The 21,032-nt window shown below is 70.3% G+C and carries 24 protein-coding genes, 1 tRNA gene and 1 pseudogene; 22 read left to right on the forward strand and 4 right to left on the reverse strand.

From position 1 onward, the window contains the following. The first annotated feature begins 46 nt into the window (after window positions 1-46). A complete protein-coding gene (locus J4573_RS25450) occupies window positions 47-1,045 on the forward strand; it encodes a LacI family DNA-binding transcriptional regulator (RefSeq protein WP_208258340.1) in 999 nt (332 codons plus the stop codon). 101 nt (window positions 1,046-1,146) lie between these two features. Here the strand turns inward: J4573_RS25450 and J4573_RS25455 are convergent, their stop codons facing one another. Next, window positions 1,147-2,667, reverse strand: coding sequence for an aromatic amino acid ammonia-lyase (locus J4573_RS25455; RefSeq protein WP_208258341.1), 1,521 nt, complete (start codon window positions 2,665-2,667; stop codon window positions 1,147-1,149). 189 nt (window positions 2,668-2,856) lie between these two features. Between J4573_RS25455 and J4573_RS25460 the strand changes: the two are divergent. The 4 genes and pseudogenes from J4573_RS25460 to J4573_RS25475 form a co-directional block, all read left to right on the forward strand. After that, window positions 2,857-3,909 (forward strand): annotated as a pseudogene (locus J4573_RS25460) (ABC transporter ATP-binding protein); the annotation flags it as partial. Window positions 3,910-4,196: 287 nt separating this feature from the next. Beyond that, window positions 4,197-4,850: an ABC transporter permease gene (locus J4573_RS25465; protein ID WP_208258342.1), complete on the forward strand. Its 654-nt coding sequence runs from the start codon at window positions 4,197-4,199 to the stop codon at window positions 4,848-4,850. Continuing rightward, window positions 4,847-5,536 carry an ABC transporter permease gene (locus J4573_RS25470; protein ID WP_307796875.1) on the forward strand — a complete coding sequence of 230 codons (690 nt, stop codon included), beginning with the start codon at window positions 4,847-4,849 and terminating at the stop codon, window positions 5,534-5,536. The genes J4573_RS25465 and J4573_RS25470 overlap by 4 nt, the downstream gene beginning before the upstream one ends. Before the next feature lie 62 nt (window positions 5,537-5,598). Continuing rightward, window positions 5,599-6,528, forward strand: a complete 930-nt coding sequence (locus J4573_RS25475; RefSeq protein ID WP_208258343.1) for an ABC transporter substrate-binding protein — start codon at window positions 5,599-5,601, stop codon at window positions 6,526-6,528. 152 nt (window positions 6,529-6,680) lie between these two features. On the opposite strand, the gene J4573_RS25480 is transcribed toward J4573_RS25475, so the two are convergent. Next, complete coding sequence (locus J4573_RS25480) at window positions 6,681-7,466, reverse strand: IclR family transcriptional regulator (protein ID WP_208258344.1); 786 nt, start codon at window positions 7,464-7,466, stop codon at window positions 6,681-6,683. Window positions 7,467-7,582: 116 nt separating this feature from the next. Here J4573_RS25480 and hutH point away from each other — a divergent pair, with 116 nt between their 5' ends. The 4 genes from hutH (at window position 7,583) to J4573_RS25500 (ending at window position 13,449) form a co-directional block, all read left to right on the forward strand. Further along, window positions 7,583-9,127, forward strand: a complete 1,545-nt coding sequence (gene hutH / locus J4573_RS25485) for a histidine ammonia-lyase (RefSeq protein ID WP_208258488.1) — start codon at window positions 7,583-7,585, stop codon at window positions 9,125-9,127. A gap of 67 nt (window positions 9,128-9,194) precedes the next feature. Further along, window positions 9,195-10,868: a urocanate hydratase gene (gene hutU / locus J4573_RS25490; protein WP_208258345.1), complete on the forward strand. Its 1,674-nt coding sequence runs from the start codon at window positions 9,195-9,197 to the stop codon at window positions 10,866-10,868. A gap of 6 nt (window positions 10,869-10,874) precedes the next feature. After that, window positions 10,875-12,071, forward strand: a complete 1,197-nt coding sequence (locus J4573_RS25495) for an allantoate amidohydrolase (protein ID WP_307796878.1) — start codon at window positions 10,875-10,877, stop codon at window positions 12,069-12,071. A 10-nt stretch (window positions 12,072-12,081) separates the two neighbouring features. Beyond that, a complete protein-coding gene (locus J4573_RS25500) occupies window positions 12,082-13,449 on the forward strand; it encodes a formimidoylglutamate deiminase (RefSeq protein WP_208258346.1) in 1,368 nt (455 codons plus the stop codon). A gap of 26 nt (window positions 13,450-13,475) precedes the next feature. Here J4573_RS25500 and J4573_RS25505 read toward each other — a convergent pair. Next, window positions 13,476-13,571: transfer RNA gene (locus tag J4573_RS25505), tRNA-Sec, on the reverse strand. Window positions 13,572-13,599: 28 nt separating this feature from the next. Beyond that, the gene (locus J4573_RS25510) at window positions 13,600-14,787 is read right to left on the reverse strand and encodes an epoxide hydrolase family protein (protein WP_208258347.1); all 1,188 of its coding nucleotides are present in this window, start codon (window positions 14,785-14,787) and stop codon (window positions 13,600-13,602) included. A 113-nt stretch (window positions 14,788-14,900) separates the two neighbouring features. Between J4573_RS25510 and J4573_RS25515 the strand changes: the two genes are divergently transcribed. The 13 genes from J4573_RS25515 (at window position 14,901) to J4573_RS25575 (ending at window position 21,028) form a co-directional block, all read left to right on the forward strand. Beyond that, window positions 14,901-15,353 (forward strand): SRPBCC family protein, encoded by a 453-nt coding sequence (locus tag J4573_RS25515; protein WP_208258348.1) that lies wholly within the window; start codon window positions 14,901-14,903, stop codon window positions 15,351-15,353. Next, a complete protein-coding gene (locus J4573_RS25520) occupies window positions 15,350-15,685 on the forward strand; it encodes an ArsR/SmtB family transcription factor (protein WP_208258349.1) in 336 nt (111 codons plus the stop codon). Before J4573_RS25515 ends, J4573_RS25520 begins: the two co-directional genes overlap by 4 nt. Further along, window positions 15,685-16,134, forward strand: coding sequence for an SRPBCC family protein (locus tag J4573_RS25525; RefSeq protein WP_208258350.1), 450 nt, complete (start codon window positions 15,685-15,687; stop codon window positions 16,132-16,134). Before J4573_RS25520 ends, J4573_RS25525 begins: the two co-directional genes overlap by 1 nt. A 115-nt stretch (window positions 16,135-16,249) precedes the next feature. Then, the gene (locus J4573_RS25530) at window positions 16,250-17,467 is read left to right on the forward strand and encodes a helix-turn-helix domain-containing protein (protein ID WP_208258351.1); all 1,218 of its coding nucleotides are present in this window, start codon (window positions 16,250-16,252) and stop codon (window positions 17,465-17,467) included. A 54-nt stretch (window positions 17,468-17,521) separates the two neighbouring features. Then, window positions 17,522-17,761: a hypothetical protein gene (locus J4573_RS25535; protein ID WP_208258352.1), complete on the forward strand. Its 240-nt coding sequence runs from the start codon at window positions 17,522-17,524 to the stop codon at window positions 17,759-17,761. Further along, a complete protein-coding gene (locus J4573_RS25540; RefSeq protein WP_208258353.1) occupies window positions 17,758-18,147 on the forward strand; it encodes an ATP-binding protein in 390 nt (129 codons plus the stop codon). Before J4573_RS25535 ends, J4573_RS25540 begins: the two co-directional genes overlap by 4 nt. After that, window positions 18,147-18,416: a hypothetical protein gene (locus J4573_RS25545; RefSeq protein ID WP_208258354.1), complete on the forward strand. Its 270-nt coding sequence runs from the start codon at window positions 18,147-18,149 to the stop codon at window positions 18,414-18,416. The genes J4573_RS25540 and J4573_RS25545 overlap by 1 nt, the downstream gene beginning before the upstream one ends. Beyond that, window positions 18,413-18,655, forward strand: coding sequence for a hypothetical protein (locus J4573_RS25550; protein ID WP_208258355.1), 243 nt, complete (start codon window positions 18,413-18,415; stop codon window positions 18,653-18,655). The genes J4573_RS25545 and J4573_RS25550 overlap by 4 nt, the downstream gene beginning before the upstream one ends. A 4-nt stretch (window positions 18,656-18,659) precedes the next feature. Then, entirely contained in the window at window positions 18,660-19,121 is a 462-nt protein-coding gene (locus J4573_RS25555) for an ATP-binding protein (protein ID WP_307796879.1), read from the forward strand. Window positions 19,122-19,176: 55 nt separating this feature from the next. Continuing rightward, the gene (locus tag J4573_RS25560; RefSeq protein ID WP_208258356.1) at window positions 19,177-19,515 is read left to right on the forward strand and encodes a MerR family transcriptional regulator; all 339 of its coding nucleotides are present in this window, start codon (window positions 19,177-19,179) and stop codon (window positions 19,513-19,515) included. Beyond that, window positions 19,512-20,363, forward strand: a complete 852-nt coding sequence (locus J4573_RS25565) for an LLM class F420-dependent oxidoreductase (RefSeq protein WP_208258357.1) — start codon at window positions 19,512-19,514, stop codon at window positions 20,361-20,363. The genes J4573_RS25560 and J4573_RS25565 overlap by 4 nt, the downstream gene beginning before the upstream one ends. A gap of 121 nt (window positions 20,364-20,484) precedes the next feature. Next, window positions 20,485-20,754 (forward strand): WXG100 family type VII secretion target, encoded by a 270-nt coding sequence (locus tag J4573_RS25570; RefSeq protein WP_208258358.1) that lies wholly within the window; start codon window positions 20,485-20,487, stop codon window positions 20,752-20,754. Between the two features lie 67 nt (window positions 20,755-20,821). Further along, complete coding sequence (locus J4573_RS25575; RefSeq protein WP_208258359.1) at window positions 20,822-21,028, forward strand: hypothetical protein; 207 nt, start codon at window positions 20,822-20,824, stop codon at window positions 21,026-21,028. Window positions 21,029-21,032 lie beyond the last annotated feature (4 nt).

Consider the following 21,032-nt stretch of genomic DNA (forward strand, 5'->3'; position numbering starts at 1 on the left):
GCGCGGCGTCAAGCCGGATGTCGGTGGCAGCGCCTAGGGTTGACTCGTGCCAGACAGGCGCAAGCGCGCGACCATCCGTGAAGTTGCGCAGGCGACGGGGTTGTCGCCTGCGGCCGTGTCCTACGCCTTGCGGGGCATCCAGACCTCCGAAGAGACACAGGAACGTGTCCGCGCCGCGGCCGAGCAACTCGGCTACGAGGCGCACCCGATCGCCCGCGCCCTGGCCAGCGGCCGCACGGGCATGGTCGGGATGCTGTGCGGCTCGCTGGAGGACTACTGGCAGCAGTCGCTGGCGGTCGGCATCGGCCGCGCCCTGCTGGCCAAGGACCGCTACGCCCTGCTCGTCGACGCCGGCAGCGACCCCGCGCGGGAGCTGTCGCTGGCCCGCCAGCTGCGCGACCAGCGGGTGGACGGCCTGATCGTGCAGCCCCTGGACCCGTCCGCCGAGCTGTGGGCCGACCTCGCCGAGACCGTCCCGGTGGTGTCGATCGGCGACGCGCTGGCCGGCGGCCACTCCCAGGGCGAGGTGGTGTTCGACAACCGCCGCGGCGTCACGCTGGCCCTGGAGCACCTGCACTCCCTCGGCCACCGGCGGATCACCGTGCTGACGCCCACCACGGCCAGCACCCCCGACCGGCCCGCCGACGTGCACGTGAACGCCGAGGCCGAGCGCCTGGGCCTGGACGTCGACGTGGTCTTCTCGCCCCAGGGCCTGGTCGAGTCCACAGAGGTCGCGCTGACCGTGCTGAGCTCCGGCGACCGGCCCAGCGCGATCTTCTGCTTCGCCGACTCCATCGCCTACGGCGTCTACGCCGCGACCCGCGAGCTGGGCCTGGACGTGCCCGGCGACGTGGCCGTCTGCGGCTACGACAACCACCCGATGTCGGCCCTGCTCACCCCGCCCCTCACCACGGTCGACTGGGACATCGACGGCATCGTCCGCGACGCCGTCCGCCTGATCGTGAGCGTGATCGACGGCGGCAAGCCCCGCGCCCGCCGCCTCGTCCGCGAGCCGTCCTTGTGTAAGAGGGCCTCCACCGGCTGACCCGCGTTCCGCCGCGGGCGGCGCCTGTGCGAGCGCGTCCGGAGGTCTGGCCGAGGAACGAGGCCAGATCGCGAAGCGATACAGCGCTCGCCGAAGCACGGTTAGGCCGAGCCGCCAGGCGAGGCCGTGGGCCGGGCTTCTTGAAATCCAGTGGGTATCTGGTTGAGCAGGCGGGAGAGGGTGGGGAGGCGGTCGGCGGCTACGGCGATGTCGGCGTCCAGCGGGCGGTCCTCCATGCGCGGGTCCAGGAAGGCGGCGGCCACGTCGAAGGCGGCCTTGAGCGGGCCTCCCGAGGGCGTACGGCCCTGCATGCGCAGCGCGCGGACGGCCGCGACCAGCTCGCAGCCGAGCCCGATCCGGTACGCGGCGACCGCGTCACTGGTGGCTCGGGCCGATTGGGTGGAGAATCCGGCATGGTCTTCCACGCCTCGGGAGAGCACGGCGCCGCCCAGCGCGGCGGGGGTGGCGAAACGCCGCACGTCGGCGAGCGCCGAGTGCGCCACGTACTCCAGGATCATGATCCCGGACGAGGCGTCGGTGGCCGCCTGGAAGGGCGACAGGCCCGTGAACGAGGGCTCGGCGAGGGTGCCGAGCCGGGCCGCCGACAGCGCCATCGTCTGGAAGAGCGCGGCGCGGGCGGAGTCCAGGGCCAGCCCCACGTAGGCGGTGTGGAAGTTGCCGTTGTGCCAGACCGTGTGGTTGACCGTGTCGATCAGCGGGTTCTCGGCGGCGGCGTTGATCTCCCGGGTGATCACGTCCTCGGCGTAGCCGGCGGCCTCCAGCGCGGGCCCGTGCACCTGCGGGAAGGCCCGGTAGCCGTACGGGTCCTGGATCCGGGCGGGCGCCTGGTGGTCGAACGCCAGCAGGGTCCGCATCGTGGCGGCGACCTCCTGCTGTCCCGGGTGCGGCATGGCCTCGTGAACGACGGGGGAGTAGGGCTCCTCCGAGCCGTGCACGGCGAACAGCGACAGCGCGGCGACGACCGTCGAGGCGTCCAGCAGAGTGCGCAGGTCGGTCGCGGCCAGGGCCGCCTCGCCCAGCGTGGCGGCGTTGGAGCTGATGAAGGCCAGCGCGTCGGAGGAACGCAGCGTGAACCCCGGGCCGCGCTGCTGCTCGCCCTCGGGGGTGGGCAGCCAGGAACGTTCCCCCAGCAGGCACAGCGCGGTGGAGGCCAGCGCGGTCAGGTCGCCGGTCCCGATCGCCCCGTACACCGGAACGGGCGGGAGCAGGCCCAGGTTGAGCACGTCGGACAGGGCTTGGAGCGCTCCCGGCTCGACCCCCGAGCCGCCCGCCGCGAGCTGGTTCAGCCGTACGGTGATCATGGCGCGGACGATGTCCGGGGCGAGCAGCGGTCCGGCCCCGGCGGCATGGCTGCGCAGCAGGCGCAGGCCGTGCGCGTCGGCGTCCTCCCACTCCACGTCGACCACGCGGTTGGCGCCGACCCCCGTCGTACGGCCGTAGACCGGTTGCTCCTCGGCCACCTCCCCGGCGATCTTCCAGGCCAGGCGGGCCCGGTCCAGCCCCTCGGGGTCTATGGCGACGATCACATCTTCGCGGGCGATGCGTCCTACCTGGGCGCACGTGAGGGCGGTGCCGTCGATAACGATTCGGCTGTTCTCCACGGACACACGCTACTTTCTACATTATTCAGGTCGATATGCTCAGGATGTGTACCCCGGTCAAGGCCGTGTCATTGGGCCTGTCGGGCCCATTGGCTACTGTGGGGTACCAGCCGAATCCGATCACCCTTGCAGCTCGCACCGACCGGAACCAAGGCGTTGGCCCAACGCCCCTATAAGGACGTGAATCGTTTGATCACCTTTGAGGGCGTGACCAAGCGCTACCCAGACGGCACCGTCGCCCTCGACGACGTGAGCCTGGAGGCCCCGACGGGCCAGATCACGGTCTTCGTCGGCACGTCCGGCGGCGGCAAGACCACGGCCCTGCGGACGATCAACCGGATGGTGGAGCCGACCGGCGGCCGGGTCCTGATCGACGGCGAGGACGTGCGCGACAGGCAGCCCGCCCAGCTGCGCCGGGGGATCGGCTACGTCATCCAGCACGCCGGCCTCTTCCCGCACCGGACCATCGAGGACAACATCGCGACGGTCCCGTACCTGCTGCGGCAGAGCAAGAAGGAGGCCCGCGCCAGGGCCCACGAGCTGATGGAGCGGGTCGGCCTGGACGCCGGGATGGCCAAGCGCTACCCGTTCCAGCTGTCGGGCGGCCAGCAGCAGCGCGTCGGCGTCGCCCGCGCGCTGGCCGCCGACCCGCCGATCATGCTGATGGACGAGCCGTTCAGCGCCGTCGACCCGGTCGTGCGGGCCGAGCTGCAGGCCGAGTTCCTGCGGCTGCAGGCCGAGCTGCACAAGACGATCGTGTTCGTCACCCACGACATCGACGAGGCCATCAAGCTCGGCGACAACATCGCGGTCTTCCAGACCGGCGGCAAGCTGGTCCAGTTCGACAGCCCCGAGAACCTGCTGGCCCACCCGTCGAGCGAGTTCGTCGCCGACTTCATCGGCCAGAACCGCGGCATCCGCAGCCTCTCGTTCGCCCCCACCTCCGAGCTCACGCTGCGCGACGACCTGATCCGCCCGGTCGGCGGCGAGCTCGGCGACACGACCGGCCTGGACTGGGTCCTGGTGGTCGACGAGGCCCGGCACCCGCTCGGCTGGGTGCGTCCCGGCGACGTGAGCGGCCCGCTGAGCGACGCCGAGCTGACCGCGGTCGGACCCACGTTCGAGGTGGGCACGGCCTCGGTGCGCGACGCCCTCGACACCGCCGTCCTGTCCCGGGCGGGTCTGGCGGTAGGCGTCGACGAGTCCGGCGCGGTCGTCGGTGTCGCCGAGGGCACCGATCTGCTCTCCGTTCAGACGCACGGCCATGACCACCACGGCCACAAGAGCGCCGCCGCCAAGGCCGCCGACGCCGAGGCCGACGCGCTCGACTCGGACGCCCGACCCGAGCCCGCGGACGAACCCGCGCCGGACGAACCCGCGCCGGACGAACCCGCGCCGGACGAACCCGCGCCGGCCGAACCCGCGCCGGACGAACCCGCGCCGGACGAACCCGCGCCGGACGAACCCGCGCCGGCCGAACCCGCGCCGGACGAACCCGCGCCGGCCGACTCCGGGGGCAAGGACGCCTGATGGACATCGACTGGGGCTGGATCGGTGAGCACACCTCCCAGCTCACCGACCGCGCGGAGCTCCACCTGAGGCTGGCGCTGCTGCCGGTGCTGTTCGGGTTGCTGATCTCGCTGCCGCTCGGCGTGCTGTGCCGCCGCTGGGGCTGGCTCTACCCGCCGTCGCTGACGATCGCGAACATCCTCTACGCGATTCCGTCGCTGGCGCTGTTCATGATCTTCATCCAGTACACCGGGCTGGCGCCGTCCACGGTCATGATTCCGCTAACGCTCTACAGTCTGGCGGTGCTGCTGCCGAACGTCGTCGACGGTCTCGGCTCGGTGGCCGAGCCGGTCCGGCAGGCCGCCACCGCGATGGGCTTCGGCACGCTGCGCCGGCTGATCCAGGTGGAGTTGCCGATCGCGGTCCCGGTGGTCATCGCCGGCGTCCGGGTCGCCGCGGTCTCCTCCATCAGCCTGGTCGCGATCGGCCAGCTGATCGGTCAGGGCGGCCTCGGCTACGACATCCTGCGCGGCTACCAGCTGGACTTCCCGACCCAGATCCTCGCCGGAACGGTTCTGATCGTCATCCTGGCGCTCGTCACCGACGCGATCCTGGTGCTTCTGCAGTGGCTGCTCACCCCGTGGGCACGGGCGCGACGGGGGAGGGCCTCGTGAACGGTCTCTGGAACCAGATCAACCTCGCCACGGAATGGTTGACCGCCTCCTCGCAGTGGCACGGCGAGGAAGGCATCCCGCACCGGCTCGTCCAGCACCTTTACTACGCGGGCTCGGCGATGCTGCTGGCCACGGTCATCGGACTGGCGCTCGGTCTGCTTGTGGGGCACACCGGCCGCGGCGGGTTCCTGGCGGCCAGCCTGGCCAACCTCGGCCGGGCCATTCCGACGATCGGCCTGTTGCTCCTGGTGATCACCGTCGTCGGCGTCAACCCCTTGCCGGTGATCGTGGCGCTGACGGCGCTCGCCGTCCCGCCGATCCTGGTCAACACCAACGAGGGTGTGCGCAGTGTCGATCCCGACGCGAAGGACGCCGCGCAGGGCATGGGCATGACCGGCTGGGGCGTGCTGTGGAAGGTGGAGGTGCCGATGGCGCTGCCGCTGATCCTCCTCGGCCTCCGTACGGCCGCCATCCAGGTCGTCGCCACCGCCACGATCGCCGCGTACGGCGGCCTGGGCGGCCTCGGCCGCTACATCGTGGACGGCCTGTCGCGCAACGACTACCAGCTGGTGGTCGGGGGCAGCATCCTCGTCGTCCTGCTGGCGTTCGTCGTCCAGCTCGTCTTCACGGTGCTGCGGCGCCTGGTCGTCTCGCGCGGCCTGCTCGGCGCCGCCAAGTCCTCCTGACCTGCACGTACGCTGACCTTCCACACACGCTGACCCCGTACCGAAGAAGAAAGAAGATCAACATGAAGCGCATCCTGAGCGGCGCGGTCGTCGGCCTGGTGGCCTCGCTTGCCCTGACCGCCTGCGGCGACAGCAAGAGCGGCGACAACGGCAACCCGCTGTCCGGCGGCGGTGGCGGCAAGGGCAACATCACCGTGGGCGGGGCCAACTTCCCCGAGAGCGGCCTCATCGGCGAGATCTACGCCCAGGCGCTCGAGGCCAAGGGCCTCAAGGTCACCCGCAAGTTCAACATCGGCGCCCGCGAGGTCTACTACGACCAGGTCGTCAAGGGCGGCCTCAGCGTCATGCCCGAGTACAACGGCGCCCTGCTCACCACTTCGGTCGACAAGGCCAGCACCGCGGTCACCACCGAGGAGATCAATGCGGCCCTGAAGTCCAAGCTGCCGTCCTCGGTGACGATCCTGGACTCGGCCAAGGCGGAGGACAAGGACTCGGTCACGGTCAACCTCGAGACCGCCACCAAGTTCAAGCTGAAGAGCATCGCCGACCTGAAGCCGGTCGCCGGCCAGCTCACCATCGGCGGGCCGTCGGAGTTCAAGACCCGCCAGCAGGGCCTGGTCGGGCTGAAGAGCAAGTACGGCGTGGAGTTCAAGAAGTTCCAGCCGTTCGACGCCGGCGCCCAGTCGGCCCTGGTGAAGCTGCTGGTCAAGAACGACATCCAGGCCGCCGACCTCTTCACCACCGACCCGACGATCACCGAGAAGAAGCTGGTGGTCCTGGAGGACCCGCAGCACGTCTTCTCGGCCCAGAACGTCACCCCGCTGATCAACAAGGCCGCGGTGAACGCCGACGCCCAGACCGCCCTGAACGGGGTCTCGGCCAAGCTCACCACCCAGGACCTGCTGGACATGATGAAGAAGCTCTCGGTCGACAAGGAAGACCAGGAGAAGATCGCCAAGGACTGGCTCAAGACCGCCGGCCTCGCCTCCTAGTTCCTCCACAGGCCACCCAATACGCCGATCTTGCTCTCAGCGCCCCCACCCACGCCCGTCCGGGGCCCTGAGAGCAAGATCGGCGTTGCCGTAGGCCCTCCAAACGCGCCGATCTTGCTCTCAGCGCCCTTCGCGGCAGCCTGCGAGGGCGCTCAGAGCAAGATCGGCGTATTAGTGGGGCGGCCGCCGAGGCGGGTTGTGAGGTCGGCGGCGGTGGCGCGGACTCGGTCGGCGAGGTGCGGCCAGGTGTCCTCGGGGCGCTTGTCGCGGCGGAACGTGACGGTGACGGCGGCCGTGGGGTAGCCGGCGTGGTCGAACGAGCAGGCCGCGATGCTGGCGAAGCCCTCGGTGATGTGGCCGTCCTCGATCGACCAGCCGCGCCGGGTGTCCTCGGCGAGGACACGGCGCAGCTCCCTGAGTGAGGCCGGGCCCTGGCCCGTACGGTCCACGAACGGGCCGGAGAAGATCGCCCGTACCTGCGCGGCGGGCAGGGCCGCCAGCATCGACCGTCCGCTGGCGGTGAGCTGGGCGGGCATCCGTACGCCGATGTCCGTGACCAGGGTGGCGTGGCGGCGCGGCTGCTCTTTCAGCAGGTAGAGCGTCTCGGCGCCGTGCAGCACGCCCAGCTGGGCGATCTCGCCCACCCGGTCCACCAGGCGCCGGAGGAGGGGCCGGGCGAGGCGTTCCAGCGGCCCGTGCCGGAGGTAGGCCGAGCCGATCTCGAACGCGGCGACGCCCAGCCCCCAGCGGCGTTCCTCCGGCAGGTAGACGACGAAGCCCTCCTCGGCCATCTCGGTGAGCAGGTGGTACGTGCTGGACCTCGGCAGCCCCAGCTCCCGGGCGATCGCCGACGCGGGCAGCGGTCCGGCGGACGCGGCCATGAGCCGCAGCACGGCGAGCGTGCGGCGCGCGGCGGGAACCTGCGCCCCTTTGCTCATCGCCCCTTTGCTCGTTGCCGGCATGGCCCCATTGTCTCGTATCCGAGACACATAGGGCGAACGGGCCCTGGGGTGACGGAGATCGCCGGGTTCCAATGGTGGGTATGAGTTTCGGCATGGGGGACAAGAACATCCAGGTCGGACCGGAACGCCTGGCCTTCGACGAGGTCGTGGCGGTCGCCCGGGACGGCGCACCGATCACGCTCACCGACGCGGCGCTGGACGGCATGGCCGCCACCCGCGCGCACATCGAGGAGCTGTCCGCCCGGCCGACGCCCGTCTACGGGGTGTCCACGGGCTTCGGCGCCCTCGCCACCCGCCACATCGCACCCGAGCTGCGCGCCAAGCTCCAGCTCAACATCGTCCGCTCGCACGCCGCCGGGTCCGGCGACGAGGTCGAGCGCGAGGTCGTCCGGGCCATGATGCTGCTGCGCCTGCGGACCCTCGCGTCCGGCCGTACGGGCGTGCAGCCGGTCACCGCGCAGACCCTCGCCGCCCTCCTGAACGCGGGTATCACGCCGATCGTGCACGAGCACGGCAGCCTGGGCTGTTCCGGCGACCTGGCCCCGCTGGCCCACGTCGCCCTCGCCCTGATCGGCGAGGGCTTCGTGCGCGACGCCCGCGGCGAGCTCATGCCCGCCGCCGAGGCGATGGGGCAGGCCGGGATCACCCCGGTCACGCTCGGCGCCAAGGAGGGCCTGGCCCTGCTGAACGGCACCGACGGCATGCTCGGCATGCTCGTGCTGGCGATGCGGGACCTGCACCGGCTGCTGACGGCCGCCGACCTGGCCACCGCCATGACCGTCGAGGCGCTGCTCGGCACCGACCGCGTCTTCGCCGCCGACCTCCAGGACCTGCGCCCGCACCCCGGCCAGGCCGCCTCCGCCGCCAATCTGCGCGCGCTGCTCGCCGACTCGGAGATCATGGAGTCGCACCGCGGCCCGGACTGCACCCGCGTCCAGGACGCCTACTCGCTGCGCTGCGCGCCCCAGGTGAACGGCGCCGCCCGCGACACCCTCGCGCACGCCGAACTGGTCGCCTCCCGGGAGCTCGCCTCGGCCGTCGACAACCCGGTCGTGCTGCCCGACGGGCGCGTGGAGTCCAACGGCAACTTCCACGGCGCGCCCGTCGCGTACGTGCTGGACTTCCTGGCGATCCCCGCCGCCGACGTCGGCTCGATGTCCGAGCGCCGCACCGACCGGATGCTCGACAAGGCCCGCTCGTACGGCCTGCCGCCGTTCCTGGCCGACGACCCCGGCGTCGACTCCGGCCACATGATCGCCCAGTACACGCAGGCCGCGATCGTCTCCGACCTGAAGCGCCTGGCCGTCCCCTCCAGCGCCGACTCGATCCCGAGCTCGGCGATGCAGGAGGACCACGTCTCGATGGGCTGGAACGCCGCCCGCAAGCTCCGCCGCAGCGTCGACGGCCTCGCCCAGGTCATCGCCATCGAGATCCTCACCGCCGCGCGCGCCCTGGACCTGCGCCGCCCGCTGCGCCCCGGCCCTGCCACCGGCGCCGTCGTCGCGGCCCTGCGCGAGCAGGTCCCCGGCCCCGGCCCCGACCGCTACCTGGCCCCTGAGATCGCCGCCGCCACCGCACTCGTCCGCGACGGCAGCCTCATCGCCGCCGCCGAGGCCGTCACCGGCCCGCTCACCTAGAACACCGCCGCCGCGACGCGGCCCCTGAGCACTCCTTCTTTTTCCGCCAACCATCTGGGAGCAGTCAATGTCCGGTCCTCGCCCCGTTCGCGCGCCGCGCGGCACGTCGCTGACCGCCGCCAAGGGATGGCCGCAGGAGGCCGCCCTGCGCATGATCCAGAACAACCTCGACCCCGAGGTCGCCGAGCACCCCGACGAGCTGGTCGTCTACGGCGGATCGGGCAAGGCGGCCCGCAACTGGGACGCGTTCGACGGCATCATCCGCTCGCTCAGCGACCTCGAGGGCGACGAGACCCTGCTCGTCCAGTCGGGCAAGCCCGTCGGCATCTTCCGTACGCACGAATGGGCGCCGCGCGTGCTCATCGCCAACTCCAACCTGGTGCCGCAGTGGGCGACCTGGGAGGAGTTCCGCCGCCTGGAGTCGCTCGGCCTGACGATGTTCGGCCAGATGACCGCCGGGTCGTGGATCTACATCGGCACGCAGGGCATCCTGCAGGGCACCTACGAGACGTTCGCCGCCGTCGCCGAGAAGCACGCTTCTAAATGGCACAGCGGCGGCACGCTCGCCGGCACCATCACCCTGACCGCCGGCCTCGGCGGCATGGGCGGCGCCCAGCCGCTCGCCGTCACCATGAACGGCGGCGTCGCGATCTGCATCGAGTGCGACGAGTCCCGCATCGACCGCCGCGTCGCGCACCGCTACTGCGACGTGAAGGCGTCCTCGCTGGATGACGCGCTGCGGCAGGCCGAGGAGGCCAAGGCCGCCCGCCGCCCGCTGTCGATCGGCCTGCTCGGCAACGCCGCCGACATCGTTCCCGAACTGCTGCGCCGCGGTGCGCCCATCGACATCGTCACCGACCAGACCAGCGCGCACGACCCGCTCATGTACCTGCCGCGCGGCGTCGCGTTCGAGGACATGACCGCCGAACGCGACAAGGACCGCGAGGGCTTCATCACCAAGGCCCGCGAGTCCATGGCCGCGCACGTCGAGGCCATGGTCGGCTTCCAGGACGCGGGCGCCGAGGTCTTCGACTACGGCAACTCGATCCGCGGTGAGGCCCAGCTCGCGGGCTACACCCGCGCGTTCGACTTCCCCGGCTTCGTCCCGGCGTACATCCGCCCGCTCTTCTGCGAGGGCAAGGGCCCGTTCCGCTGGGCGGCCCTGTCCGGGGACCCCAAGGACATCGCCCGTACCGACCAGGCGATCCTCGACCTGTTCCCCGACAACGAGCCGCTTTCCCGCTGGATCAGGATGGCCCGCGAGAAGGTCCACTTCCAGGGCCTGCCGTCCCGCATCTGCTGGCTCGGCTACGGCGAGCGCGACAAGGCCGGCGAGCTCTTCAACGACCTGGTCGCCCGCGGCGAGATCAGCGCCCCGATCGTCCTCGGCCGCGACCACCTCGACTGCGGCTCGGTCGCGAGCCCGTACCGCGAGACCGAGGGCATGCTGGACGGCTCGGACGCCATCGCCGACTGGCCCCTGCTGAACGCCATGCTCAACACCGCCTCCGGCGCCACCTGGGTCTCCATCCACCACGGCGGCGGTGTGGGCATCGGCCGCTCCATCCACGCGGGCCAGGTCTGCGTGGCCGACGGAACGCCCCTGGCAGGCGAGAAGCTCCGCCGCGTCCTCACCAACGACCCCGGCACCGGCGTCATGCGCCACGTAGACGCCGGCTACGACCGAGCCACCGAGGTGGCCACCGACCGAGGCGTCCGAATCCCCATGCAGGAGGCCTGACCCGTCGTGAGCTTTGAGGAGATGTGGTCCGAACTCCTCCCCATCGGGCGGGCGACGGACGGCGGCTACCACCGGTTCACGTTCACGCCGTCCGAGCTGGAGTGCCGGGCCTGGTTCCTTGACCAGGCGCGGCGCCGCGGCCTCACCCTGGAGCAGGACACCAACGGGAACCTGTTCGCGTGGTGGCTGCCGGAGAGCGGGGAACGCGGCGACGCGGTCCTGACGGGGAGCCACCTGGACTCGGTCCCGGGCGGCGGGGCGTACGACGGGCCGCTCGGCGTGATCTCGGCGTTCGCCGCCATCGACCGCCTCCGCGCCGCGGGCGTACGGCCGCAGCGCCCCATCGGGGTCAGCGCGTTCGCTGAGGAGGAGGGCGCGCGGTTCGGAGTGGCGTGCCTGGGCTCGCGGCTGCTCTCCGGCGCGATCACCCCCGAGCGGGCGCGCGGCCTCAGCGACGGCGACGGGCGGTCGTTCGCCGAGGTGGCGGCGGAGAACGGGCTGGACCCGGACGCGCTCGGTCCCGACGCGGACCTGCTCGGCCGGATCGGCTGCTACGTCGAGCTGCATGTCGAGCAGGGCCGCGCGCTGCGCGAGCCGGTCGGCGTGGCCAGTTCGATCGTGCCGCACGGCCGGTGGCGGCTGGACTTCGCGGGCGAGGGCAACCATGCGGGAACGACGCTGATCACCGACCGGCGCGACCCGATGCTGCCGTTCGCGTTCGCAGTGATCGCGGCGCGGCAGGCGGCCGAACGCAACGGGACGGTCGCCACGGTCGGCAAGGTCGCCGTGACGCCGAACGGCGTGAACGCGATCCCGTCGGCGGTGACGGCGTGGCTGGACAGCCGCGGCCCGTTCGAGGGGGACGTGCGCCGTACGGTCGCGGAGATCATGGAGGCGGCGCGGGTGGCGGCCGAGGCGCACGGGGTGACCGTGGAGATGGCCGAGGAGTCCTACACCGAGATCGTCGACTTCAACCGTGACCTGCGCGAACGCGTGGTCAAGTCGCTCGGCGGCGTGCCCGTCCTCCCGACCGGCGCGGGCCACGACGCGGGCATCCTCGCCTCCCGCGTGCCGACCGCCATGCTCTTCGTACGGAACCCGACCGGCATCTCGCACGACCCGGCCGAGTTCGCGGAGGAGGAGGACTGCCTGCACGGAGTTGAGGCCCTCGCGACCGTGCTCAAAGACCTGGCTCGTGGGTAAAGGCACCAGTATGCGATGGCATGCCGAGTTCGCCTGGCTCGGAGACGGAGTGGCCGCCGATGTGCTCATCGAGGCCGATGGAGAACGCTTCACCAGCATCACGCCCGGAGTTCCGCTCCCGCCGGACACGCCGCGGCTGCAGGGCCTGACCCTTCCAGGGCTGGCCAACGCCCATTCCCACGCCTTCCACCGCGCGTTGCGAGGACGCGTCCAGGCGGGCAGCGGAACGTTCTGGACCTGGCGCGAGCAGATGTACAAGGTCGCCGAACGCCTGGAGCCCGACACCTATCAGGCTCTCGCGACCGCCGTTTACGCCGAGATGGCCCTCGCCGGGATCACGTGCGTCGGCGAGTTCCACTACCTGCACCACCGGCCCGACGGCAGCCCGTACGGCGAGCCCAACGCGATGGGCGAGGCCCTGATCGCCGCGGCCTCCGCCGCCGGGATCCGGATCACGCTGCTGGACGCGTGCTACCTCGCCGGCGGCATCGACCAGCCGCTGAAGGGCCCGCAGCTGCGCTTCGGCGACGGCACCGCGGGCAACTGGGCGCGCCGCGTCGACAGCCTGTACGAGGTCACCGACAAGGCGGGCCGCCCGAACGCCCGGGTCGGTGCCGCGGTCCATTCCGTACGGGCCGTGCCGCGCGAGCAGATCAACGCGGTCGCCGCCTGGGCCAAGGAGCACCGCGCGCCGCTGCACGTTCACCTGTCCGAGCAGCCCGCCGAGAACGAGGCCTGCCAGGAGAAGTACGGCATGACCCCGACGCGCCTGCTCGCCGAGGCCGGCGCCCTCGGCGCGCTGACCGTCGCCGTCCACGCCACCCACCTGACCGGCGAGGACATCGGCCTGCTCGGCGGAACGATGACGGGCGTGTGCATGTGCCCGACCACCGAACGCGACCTGGCCGACGGCATCGGCCCGGCCCGCGAGCTCCGCGACTCCGGATCACCGATCTGCCTCGGCTCGGACCAGCACGCGGTGATCGACATCTTCGAGGAGGCCCGCGCGGTCGAGCTGAACGAACGCCTCCACACCCGCGAGCGCGGGCACTGGAAGGCGGGCCAGCTGCTCACCGCCGCCACGTCCAACGGCCACTACGGCCTGGGCTGGCCGGAGGCGGGCCGGTTGGAGCCCGGCTCGTACGCCGACCTGGTCACCATCGCGCTCGACTCGGTCCGTACGGCGGGCGCCGGGCCCGAGTTCGCCGCCGAGACCGCCGTCTTCGCCGCCACGAACGCCGACGTCCGCCACGTCGTCGTCTCCGGCCGCGAGGTGGTCCACGACGGCCACCACCTCATGGTCCACGACGTTCCCGCCGCCCTGGCCGAAGCCATCGAGGCCGTCACCTTCGAAGAAGAGACCGAGTCCGACGACTGAGGAGGCCCGGCGGCCGAAGATCGAGATGGCGGAGGCGAACGGGAATCGAACCCGCCGTCCCGAGGTGCTCGGGACCATCGGTTTTGAAGACCGGGAGGGCCACCAGGCACCTTCTCGCCTCCAGCGCAGGACCCTACCAACGAGCCGTCTCTAGACCGCCGCGGTCCGGAAGTGACGGAAGGGGCGGAAGAACGCCCGAAGCTCCTCGACGTACAACTCGGGCTCCTCGAACGGCGCGAAATGCCCGCCGCGCGGCGGATGGGTCGCCCGCGCGACGTTGGCGATCCGGTCCAGCCAGGCGCGCGGCGGCTGAAGCAGGTCGCCCGGGAAGAGCGAGAACCCGGACGGCACCTCGACCCGCCGCGCGTGCTGGGCCACCGGAATCGCGCCGTTCGCCGAGTACATCCGCATCGACGAGCCGATCGTGCCGGTCAGCCAGTAGATCGTCAGGTTGGTGAGGATCTCGTCCTTGGTGTAGCTCCGTTCGATGTCCCCGTCGCAGTCCGACCACGACCTGAGCTTCTCGACGATCCACGCGGCGAGCCCGGCGGGGGAGTCGGTGAGCCCGAACGCGGCGGTCTGCGGCTTCGTGCGGTGCATGGCGGCGTACGCGCCCTCGGCCCCGCCCCACTTCACGCCGCTGTCCAGCCACGCGCGTTCCTCCGGCGTGAGGTCCGCCGGATCGCCGGTGTAGATCGGCAGCCCCGCGTCCATCCGATGAACGGCGATGACCCGTTCGGCATGGTCGAGCGCGAGGTAGCGGCTCACATGGCTGCCGATGTCGCCGCCCGCCGCACCGAACCGCGGGTAGCCGAGCGCGGTCATCAGCTCGGCCCACAGTCCCGCCACATCGATGCTGTTCAGCGGCGGCCCCACCGGCTTGTCGGAGTACCCGTACCCCGGCATGTCCGGCACGATCACGTCGAACGCGTCCGCCGGATCACCGCCGTGCGCGCCGGGATCGGTCAGCAGCGGGATCACCTTCGTGTAGCGCCAGAACGAGTCGGGCCACCCATGCCCGAGCACCAGCGGCAACCCGGCCCCCGAAGCCGAGGCGGAGGCCGCCTTCGCATGCACGAAGTGAATCCCGAGCCCATCACCAAGCCGCGCCCGATAATGCGGCAGCTTGCCCAGTGCGGCCTCCTGCGCCTCCCAGTCGAACTCGTCCGCCCAATAGGCGACGAGCTCACGCAGGTAATCAAGATCGGTCCCCAGCGCCCACCCGGCGTCCTCCAGCCCGTCCGGCGCGTCCGGCCATCGCGTGGCGCGCAGCCGCGCACGCAGATCCTCCAGCGCTCCAGGGTCCGTACGCAGGGTGAACGGCTCAACAGCAGGCATAGGCCGACCCTACGCCGCACCCGATCACCCCCAACATGCAACCAACGGTTGCGCATCGATCGCCGCCCGAGTACTCTCCTAACACGCAACCAAACGTTGCATAAGGAGTGGACGTGGAACTGGGAACGATCGAGCGCGAGATCCACATCGAGGCGTCGCCCGACGTCGTCTTCGAGGTGGTGAGCAGCCCCGACCACCTCAAGGAATGGTGGCCCGACGACGCGAGCTACGACCCGGTCCCCGGCTCGTCCGGCGAGATCGTCTTCGGCGACCGCGACGCGGGCGGCGCGGTGATGGCGTTCACCGTCGTGGAGGCGATCCCGCCCCGGACGTTCACGTTCCGCTGGACGCACCCGGTCGGCGAGACCGCCGCCACCGGCAACTCCCTCCTGGTCACGTTCGACCTCACCCCCTCCCGCGGCGGAACGCTGCTCAAGATGACCGAGACCGGCTTCCGCGAGATGGGCTGGGAGGCCGCCGTTCTGGAGCAGCAGTACAAGGAGCACAGCACCGGCTGGGACTTCTACCTCCCGCGCCTGGTCCCCTACATCGCGACGCTGTCATGACCGTCGACGACGACCTCTGGTCCGCGATCGGAGACCCCACCCGCCGCCGCATGCTCGACCTGCTCCTCATCGACGGCCAGGGCACCGCGACAACGCTCAGCCAGCAACTCCCGGTCACCCGCCAAGCAGTGGCCAAACACCTGAACGTCCTGGACCGAGTAGGCCTGGTCCAGTCGACACCCTCCGGCAGGGAAAAGCGCTACCACGTGGACGAGGCCCAATTGGCCCGCGCTGTAGCCCAACTCAATTCGGTCGGCACCGCATGGGACGCCCGGCTCCAGCGCATCAAGCGCATCGCCGAAGCAATCCAGCGCAAACAAGGAGAGCAGTAATGGCAGACATCCTGCACAGAATCGGCGTCAAGAACTCCACCCCCGAAAAGGTCTACGACGCCCTGACCACCATCGACGGCCTCGCCGCCTGGTGGACCGAAGACACCAAGGGCACATCCGACACCACCAACGGCGTCGTCCAATTCCGCTTCCCACCCGTGGGCGGCTTCGACATGGAGGTCACCAAGCTGACCCCGTCCTCCCACGTCGCCTGGCGCGTGGTCGACGGCCCGCCCGAATGGATCGACACCACCATCACGTTCGACGTCAGCCAGGACGACGACTACACCGTCGTTCTCTTCAAGCACGAGGGCTGGAAGGAGCCCGTCGACTTCATGTACCACTGCAGCACCAAGTGGGGCTCGTACCTCATGAGCATGAAGACCCTCCTGGAGACCGGAAAGGGCGCCCCCGCCCCCAACGACGTCCAGATCAGCAACTGGCACTAGCCATCCACCCCCCCAAGACCCCGGCCGACCTCCGCCGGGGTCTTCCCCACACCACGACCCCATCTGCCTGCCGCGCCGTAGTCTGGGAACGACGCCCGAGGGAGGTGCAGACCCGATGCACGATGAGGTCACCATCGGCGCCCGGCTGCGAATTCTGCGGCGCTGGCGCGGCCTGAGCCTTGAGGAGCTCGGGGGGCTGGCCAACCTGTCCAAGGGCTTCCTGTCCAAGGTGGAGAACGGCAAGCTCGCCCTGGACCGCCGCTCGTACATTTCTGCGCTCGCGGCGGCGTTGCAGGTCTCCGAAACGGATCTGGTCGGCGGCCCGCACCTGGGCAAGGACCGGCTGCAGTCCGACCCGCATACGGTCATCCCGTCGATTCGGCTTGCGCTGCAGACCAACACGTTGGCCGAGCCCGCGGTCGAACGAGCCCGGCCGCTGCCAGAGCTGGTCGCCGAGATGGCGCGCATCGAGCCGTACCACCAGGCGTGCGATTACGTGGAGGTCGGCCGGGCGCTGCCCGCCCTTCTGGACGAGCTGCATCTACATGTGTGGTGGCGGTCTGATGAGGCCGCGCACCGGATATCGCTGGAAACGCTTATTGAGGCGTGCACGGCGGCCACGTTCACGTGCAAGGACCTTGGATATCCCGACCTGGCGCACCTTGCGGCGACGCGTGCGCAAGAGGCGGCGGCCATCCTCGATGATCCTGTACGTACCGGCGAGGCCGACTTCCTCCGCGTCCACACGATGCCGCGCGCCGGATCCTGGGACCGTACGCTGAACGCCGCTCAGCGTGCCGCCGGCATCCTTGAACCACACGTCACCGAGGCGCGTGGTTGGCAGGTGCTCGGCATGCTCAGCCTCTCGGCGTCCCTGGCCGCCGCGGTCGAGCACGACACCGGCCGCGCCCGCGACTGGCTCGACCAGGCCGCCGGACTCGCCGCGCACGTGCCGGACACACCTGACGAGAACTGGATGAGCTTCTCGGCCACCAACGTCGGGGTATGGGATGTCGCCGTGAACGTCGAGTGCGGTGAGCACGGCGGTGCCGTGAAGGAACGTGCCGCACGCGTCGACCAGGTCAAGCTCGCCGAGAAGCGTGGACGGCACGCCGCCTTCCTCGCCGACGTCGGCAGAGGACTGGCCCGCGACAAGGCCACCAAGGCCGAGGCGATCCACTGGCTGTATCGTGCCGAGCAAGCCGCCCCGCAGTGGATCCGCAACCACAAGCCCGTACGGGACTCGATCGCCGTACTGCTCAGTCAGGCTCGGGCCGAGGCGGGCGGCCGAGAGTTGCGTGGGATGGCGGCGCGCATGGGCGTCCCGCACTAGGGGGGTTTCCGCTCGGCAACTCGGAGCGTTCGCGTGCGTTTACCGTACGTGGCCATGCACGCCACTGCGCTCCTCGAACAGCTCGGCTCCCTGCTTGGGGAACGAGGCTGGCCCAGCGAAGTCCGCAAGGCCTACCTGCGGGTCAGCAACCCGAACGATCCCGGGATCAACGCCGACGTCGAATGCGACGGCGAGACGTTCCGCTGGGCGCGCGGCCAGATCATCGGCCCGGTCGGCGAGGCCGCGGGCGTCGCCGACCGCATCCAGCACGTTCTGCGTGAGCCGGGGCGATGAGCCGTCCGCCGCAGTGGACGCAGACCTATCCGAGCATCCCGTCCATGATCCCCGCGGCGCGAGCCTTCGTTCGCGCCATGCTCACCGACTCTCCGCACGCCGATGACGCGGAGCTGGTCGTCAGCGAGTTCGCCACCAATTCGCTCCAGCACACGGCCAGCGCCACGATCCAGGTCGACGTTCAGTCCAAGCCGGGCTGGGCGCGCATCGCGGTCACGGACCAGGGAACCCCGGCCGACTGGCACCGCGAAGACGTTCGCAACGAAGCCCTGGCCGAGCACGGCCGCGGCCTCCTTCTGGCCGACGCGCTCGCCGATCGTTGGGGATACGAGGCCGGCGACTCCGGCCAGACGATGTGGGCCGAGTTCGTGTGGACGGAGTCCTGATGAGCCTCGAAACGCTGGCCCGCGAGCTGTCCGAACGTGGCTGGACGTGCATCATCCGGCCGGACACCGCCCTGCTCCGCGTAACACACCACACGCTCCCGATGATCGGCGAGAGCGTCGGCATCGTTCACGGCTGGTTCGAGAACTCCTCCAGACGACCCCTCGCTCCCTGCGACGACGTTCGAGGTGCCGCCGTCGAGCTGATCGCGCTCCTCCAGCCCTTCGTCACCGCCGCAGCCACCCTCGCCGCCGAGCGGGAACCACGATGAGGGCCCTCATCGAAGCACTGGCGAAATCCGGCATCCCGGCCCGTCTCACCACCGACGATGGACGCCAGGCCGTCCGGGCCTCCCATCCGCGCATCCCCGTCAGCACCACACTCGTCGCCGAGGTCTACGAGGGCCGGCCCTGGCTGCTGAACGAATGGGGCGCACCCCTCTGCCCGGCCGGCGACACCTCCACCGCTGTCGCCTACGTCTCCCGGCTCCTGGACCAGCACGTACGATGACCGCGTGGCTGTGATCTATGTGACGGGCATGTCCGGCGTGGGCAAGTCGACCGCGCTGAAGGAACTGGCCCGGCGCGGGTATCGGGTCGTGGACACCGACGACGGCGACTGGATCATCGATCACGAGGAACCCCTCCTGGATGAGGACCGGATGGACTTCCTGATCACCGAGTACGAGGGCTCCGACGAATCTCTCTTCATCTCCGGTGCGGTCATCAACCAGGTCGACTTCTACGATCGCTTCGACGAGATCGTGCTGCTCAGCGCCCCCATCGACGTCATGCTCGAACGCATCGCCGCGCGCGACGACAACCCGTTCGGCAAGGCCCCCGGCGAACGCGAGCGGATCATCGACGACACCGCCTACATCGAGCCGCAGCTCCGTGAGGCCGCGACCGTCGAGATCGACACCCGCAAGCCGCTCACGGCCGTCGTGGATCAGATCGAGGCACTGATCACCTCTTGACCTTGACACTGACGTCAAGGCATAGCGTCTCCGTGACGACGTCTCAGGAGGCACGTTGAAGATCGGGGAGCTCGCCGGCCGTGCCGGTGTGAGCACACGCGCGCTGCGCTACTACGAGCAGCAAGGACTGCTCCCTGCCCGCCGCGGCGCCAACGGCTACCGGGAGTACGAGGAGTCCGACCTCAAACTCGTCGCGGAGATCCGAACCCTGGTCTCCTCCGGCTTCACCCTCGAGGACGCCCGCCCGTTCGTCGAATGCCTTCGCGCGGGCAACGAGACGGGCAACGCCTGCCCCGACTCCCTCGCCGTCTCCCGCCGCAAGCTGGCCGAGATCGACGCCGAGATCCGCACCCTCCTCAAGCGCCGCGCCGAGATCCTCTCCCAGCTGTCATGAAGTTCGCGATCAGCTACAGCACCGCGCACCACGGCAGCGACCCCGACCAGATCATCGCGTACGCCCAGCACGCCGAGGCCTGCGGGTTCGAGGCCATCTACTTCCCCGAGCACATCGCCCTCTATCCCGGCGCGAGCGTAGGCCCGATGGAATTCCCTCCCGACCTGGCCATCGCCGACCCCCTCGACTGCCTGGCCTTCGTAGCTTCCGCCACAGACCGCATCCTCCTGGGCACAGGAGTGCTCCTCCTCCCGTACCACCACCCCGTCGTGCTGGCCAAGCGCCTGGCCACCATCGACGTCCTCTCCAAAGGCCGCATGCGCCTCCTCACCATCGGGCTGGGCTCCCTCCCCGGAGAGGCCCAAGCCACCGGCGTCGATTTCAAGACTCGCGGCCGCCGAGCGGACGAAGCCATCGAAGTCCTACGCCTCCTTTGGGCCGGCGACGAAAAGGGCGTCTCCTATAAGGGCGACTTCTTCTCGTTCGACAACCTCTGCGTCTACCCCAAACCCCTGGGCGACCTCCCCATCCACATCGGAGGCTCCAGCAACCCCGCCGCCCGCCGCGCAGGCCGTTACGGCAACGGCTACTTCCCCGGCGGCATGCTCACCCCCGCCATACGCGAGGCCCAACTGGACCTGGCCCGTTCAACCGCCCTCGAAGCAGGCAGAGACCCTGACGCCCTCGAATACACCCGCTGGGGCTCAATCGACATGCCCGACCAACGCGTCCACTCCTACGCCGCCCAAGGCGTGACCCGCATAGTCGTCTCCTCAAGCGCGACCGAAATCGACGACCAGCGCGCCGAGATGTCCGCGTTCGCCCGACGCTTCCACCTCCTGGACTGACAAACCGTTCTGACTTGGGAAATGGGGCTGGTCCGGCCCTCCAACCCTCCGTAGGCTTTCACTCGCCCCACAGCCTTCACCCCGCGGCTCATGGGCGACACCGCCGACTGAAGGGACCCCCATGACGGACAAGCGCGGCGCCAGCATCGGAGCGCTCGAAGACCTCTCCCGCATGTTCAGCAAGCACTCCAAGAACCTCGACGCCCTCATCAAGGACCTCAACGGCCGCACCGTCTCCAGCACCGAAATCTGGTGGGGCCCCGGCGCCGACCGCTTCCGCAGCGCCTGGATGGAGGCCAAGACTGCCTTCGACAAGATGGCCCTGGCCCTAGAAGAGGGCAGCCAAGACATCAAGCGCTCCCAGCAGAACATCGAGGCCGCCACCCGCTGACCCGCGGGCTCAGTTCTGACGGAGGCATAGCGGGTTGGAAGAACATCTGAGGCTGCAGATGTTGCTCATGCGGATCCAGCAGTTGTCCGACGAGAACTGGCAGGTGCTCGCCCGGCCGGTCCAGGCCATGGGCGACCATGCCTGGGTGGGCGGCAGATCGCCCGACGCGTTCGGTCACGAGGCGGCGCGCAACCAGGCTGAGATCCGCTCTCAGCTGCGCAAGGCCCTGGACCTCGTTCAGGAGAAACTGCGACGCCCGCCGTTGGCGGGGTGATCGG

Origin of the sequence: Actinomadura barringtoniae, from assembly GCF_017573505.1 — a bacterium.
GTDB classification, from domain to species: domain Bacteria; phylum Actinomycetota; class Actinomycetes; order Streptosporangiales; family Streptosporangiaceae; genus Spirillospora; species Spirillospora barringtoniae.

Excerpts from the sequence above, each read along its gene's own strand:
- J4573_RS25465 (WP_208258342.1), top strand. The coding sequence starts at position 4,197 with ATGGACATCGACTGGGGCTGGATCGGTGAGCACACCTCCCAGCTCACC.
- J4573_RS25475 (WP_208258343.1), top strand. The coding sequence starts at position 5,599 with ATGAAGCGCATCCTGAGCGGCGCGGTCGTCGGCCTGGTGGCCTCGCTT.
- J4573_RS25480 (WP_208258344.1), bottom strand. The coding sequence starts at position 7,466 with ATGAGCAAAGGGGCGCAGGTTCCCGCCGCGCGCCGCACGCTCGCCGTG.
- hutH (WP_208258488.1), top strand. The coding sequence starts at position 7,583 with ATGGGGGACAAGAACATCCAGGTCGGACCGGAACGCCTGGCCTTCGAC.
- hutU (WP_208258345.1), top strand. The coding sequence starts at position 9,195 with ATGTCCGGTCCTCGCCCCGTTCGCGCGCCGCGCGGCACGTCGCTGACC.
- J4573_RS25500 (WP_208258346.1), top strand. The coding sequence starts at position 12,082 with ATGCGATGGCATGCCGAGTTCGCCTGGCTCGGAGACGGAGTGGCCGCC.
- J4573_RS25510 (WP_208258347.1), bottom strand. The coding sequence starts at position 14,787 with ATGCCTGCTGTTGAGCCGTTCACCCTGCGTACGGACCCTGGAGCGCTG.
- J4573_RS25520 (WP_208258349.1), top strand. The coding sequence starts at position 15,350 with ATGACCGTCGACGACGACCTCTGGTCCGCGATCGGAGACCCCACCCGC.
- J4573_RS25525 (WP_208258350.1), top strand. The coding sequence starts at position 15,685 with ATGGCAGACATCCTGCACAGAATCGGCGTCAAGAACTCCACCCCCGAA.
- J4573_RS25530 (WP_208258351.1), top strand. The coding sequence starts at position 16,250 with ATGCACGATGAGGTCACCATCGGCGCCCGGCTGCGAATTCTGCGGCGC.
- J4573_RS25535 (WP_208258352.1), top strand. The coding sequence starts at position 17,522 with ATGCACGCCACTGCGCTCCTCGAACAGCTCGGCTCCCTGCTTGGGGAA.
- J4573_RS25540 (WP_208258353.1), top strand. The coding sequence starts at position 17,758 with ATGAGCCGTCCGCCGCAGTGGACGCAGACCTATCCGAGCATCCCGTCC.
- J4573_RS25545 (WP_208258354.1), top strand. The coding sequence starts at position 18,147 with ATGAGCCTCGAAACGCTGGCCCGCGAGCTGTCCGAACGTGGCTGGACG.
- J4573_RS25550 (WP_208258355.1), top strand. The coding sequence starts at position 18,413 with ATGAGGGCCCTCATCGAAGCACTGGCGAAATCCGGCATCCCGGCCCGT.
- J4573_RS25565 (WP_208258357.1), top strand. The coding sequence starts at position 19,512 with ATGAAGTTCGCGATCAGCTACAGCACCGCGCACCACGGCAGCGACCCC.
- J4573_RS25570 (WP_208258358.1), top strand. The coding sequence starts at position 20,485 with ATGACGGACAAGCGCGGCGCCAGCATCGGAGCGCTCGAAGACCTCTCC.
- J4573_RS25575 (WP_208258359.1), top strand. The coding sequence starts at position 20,822 with ATGCGGATCCAGCAGTTGTCCGACGAGAACTGGCAGGTGCTCGCCCGG.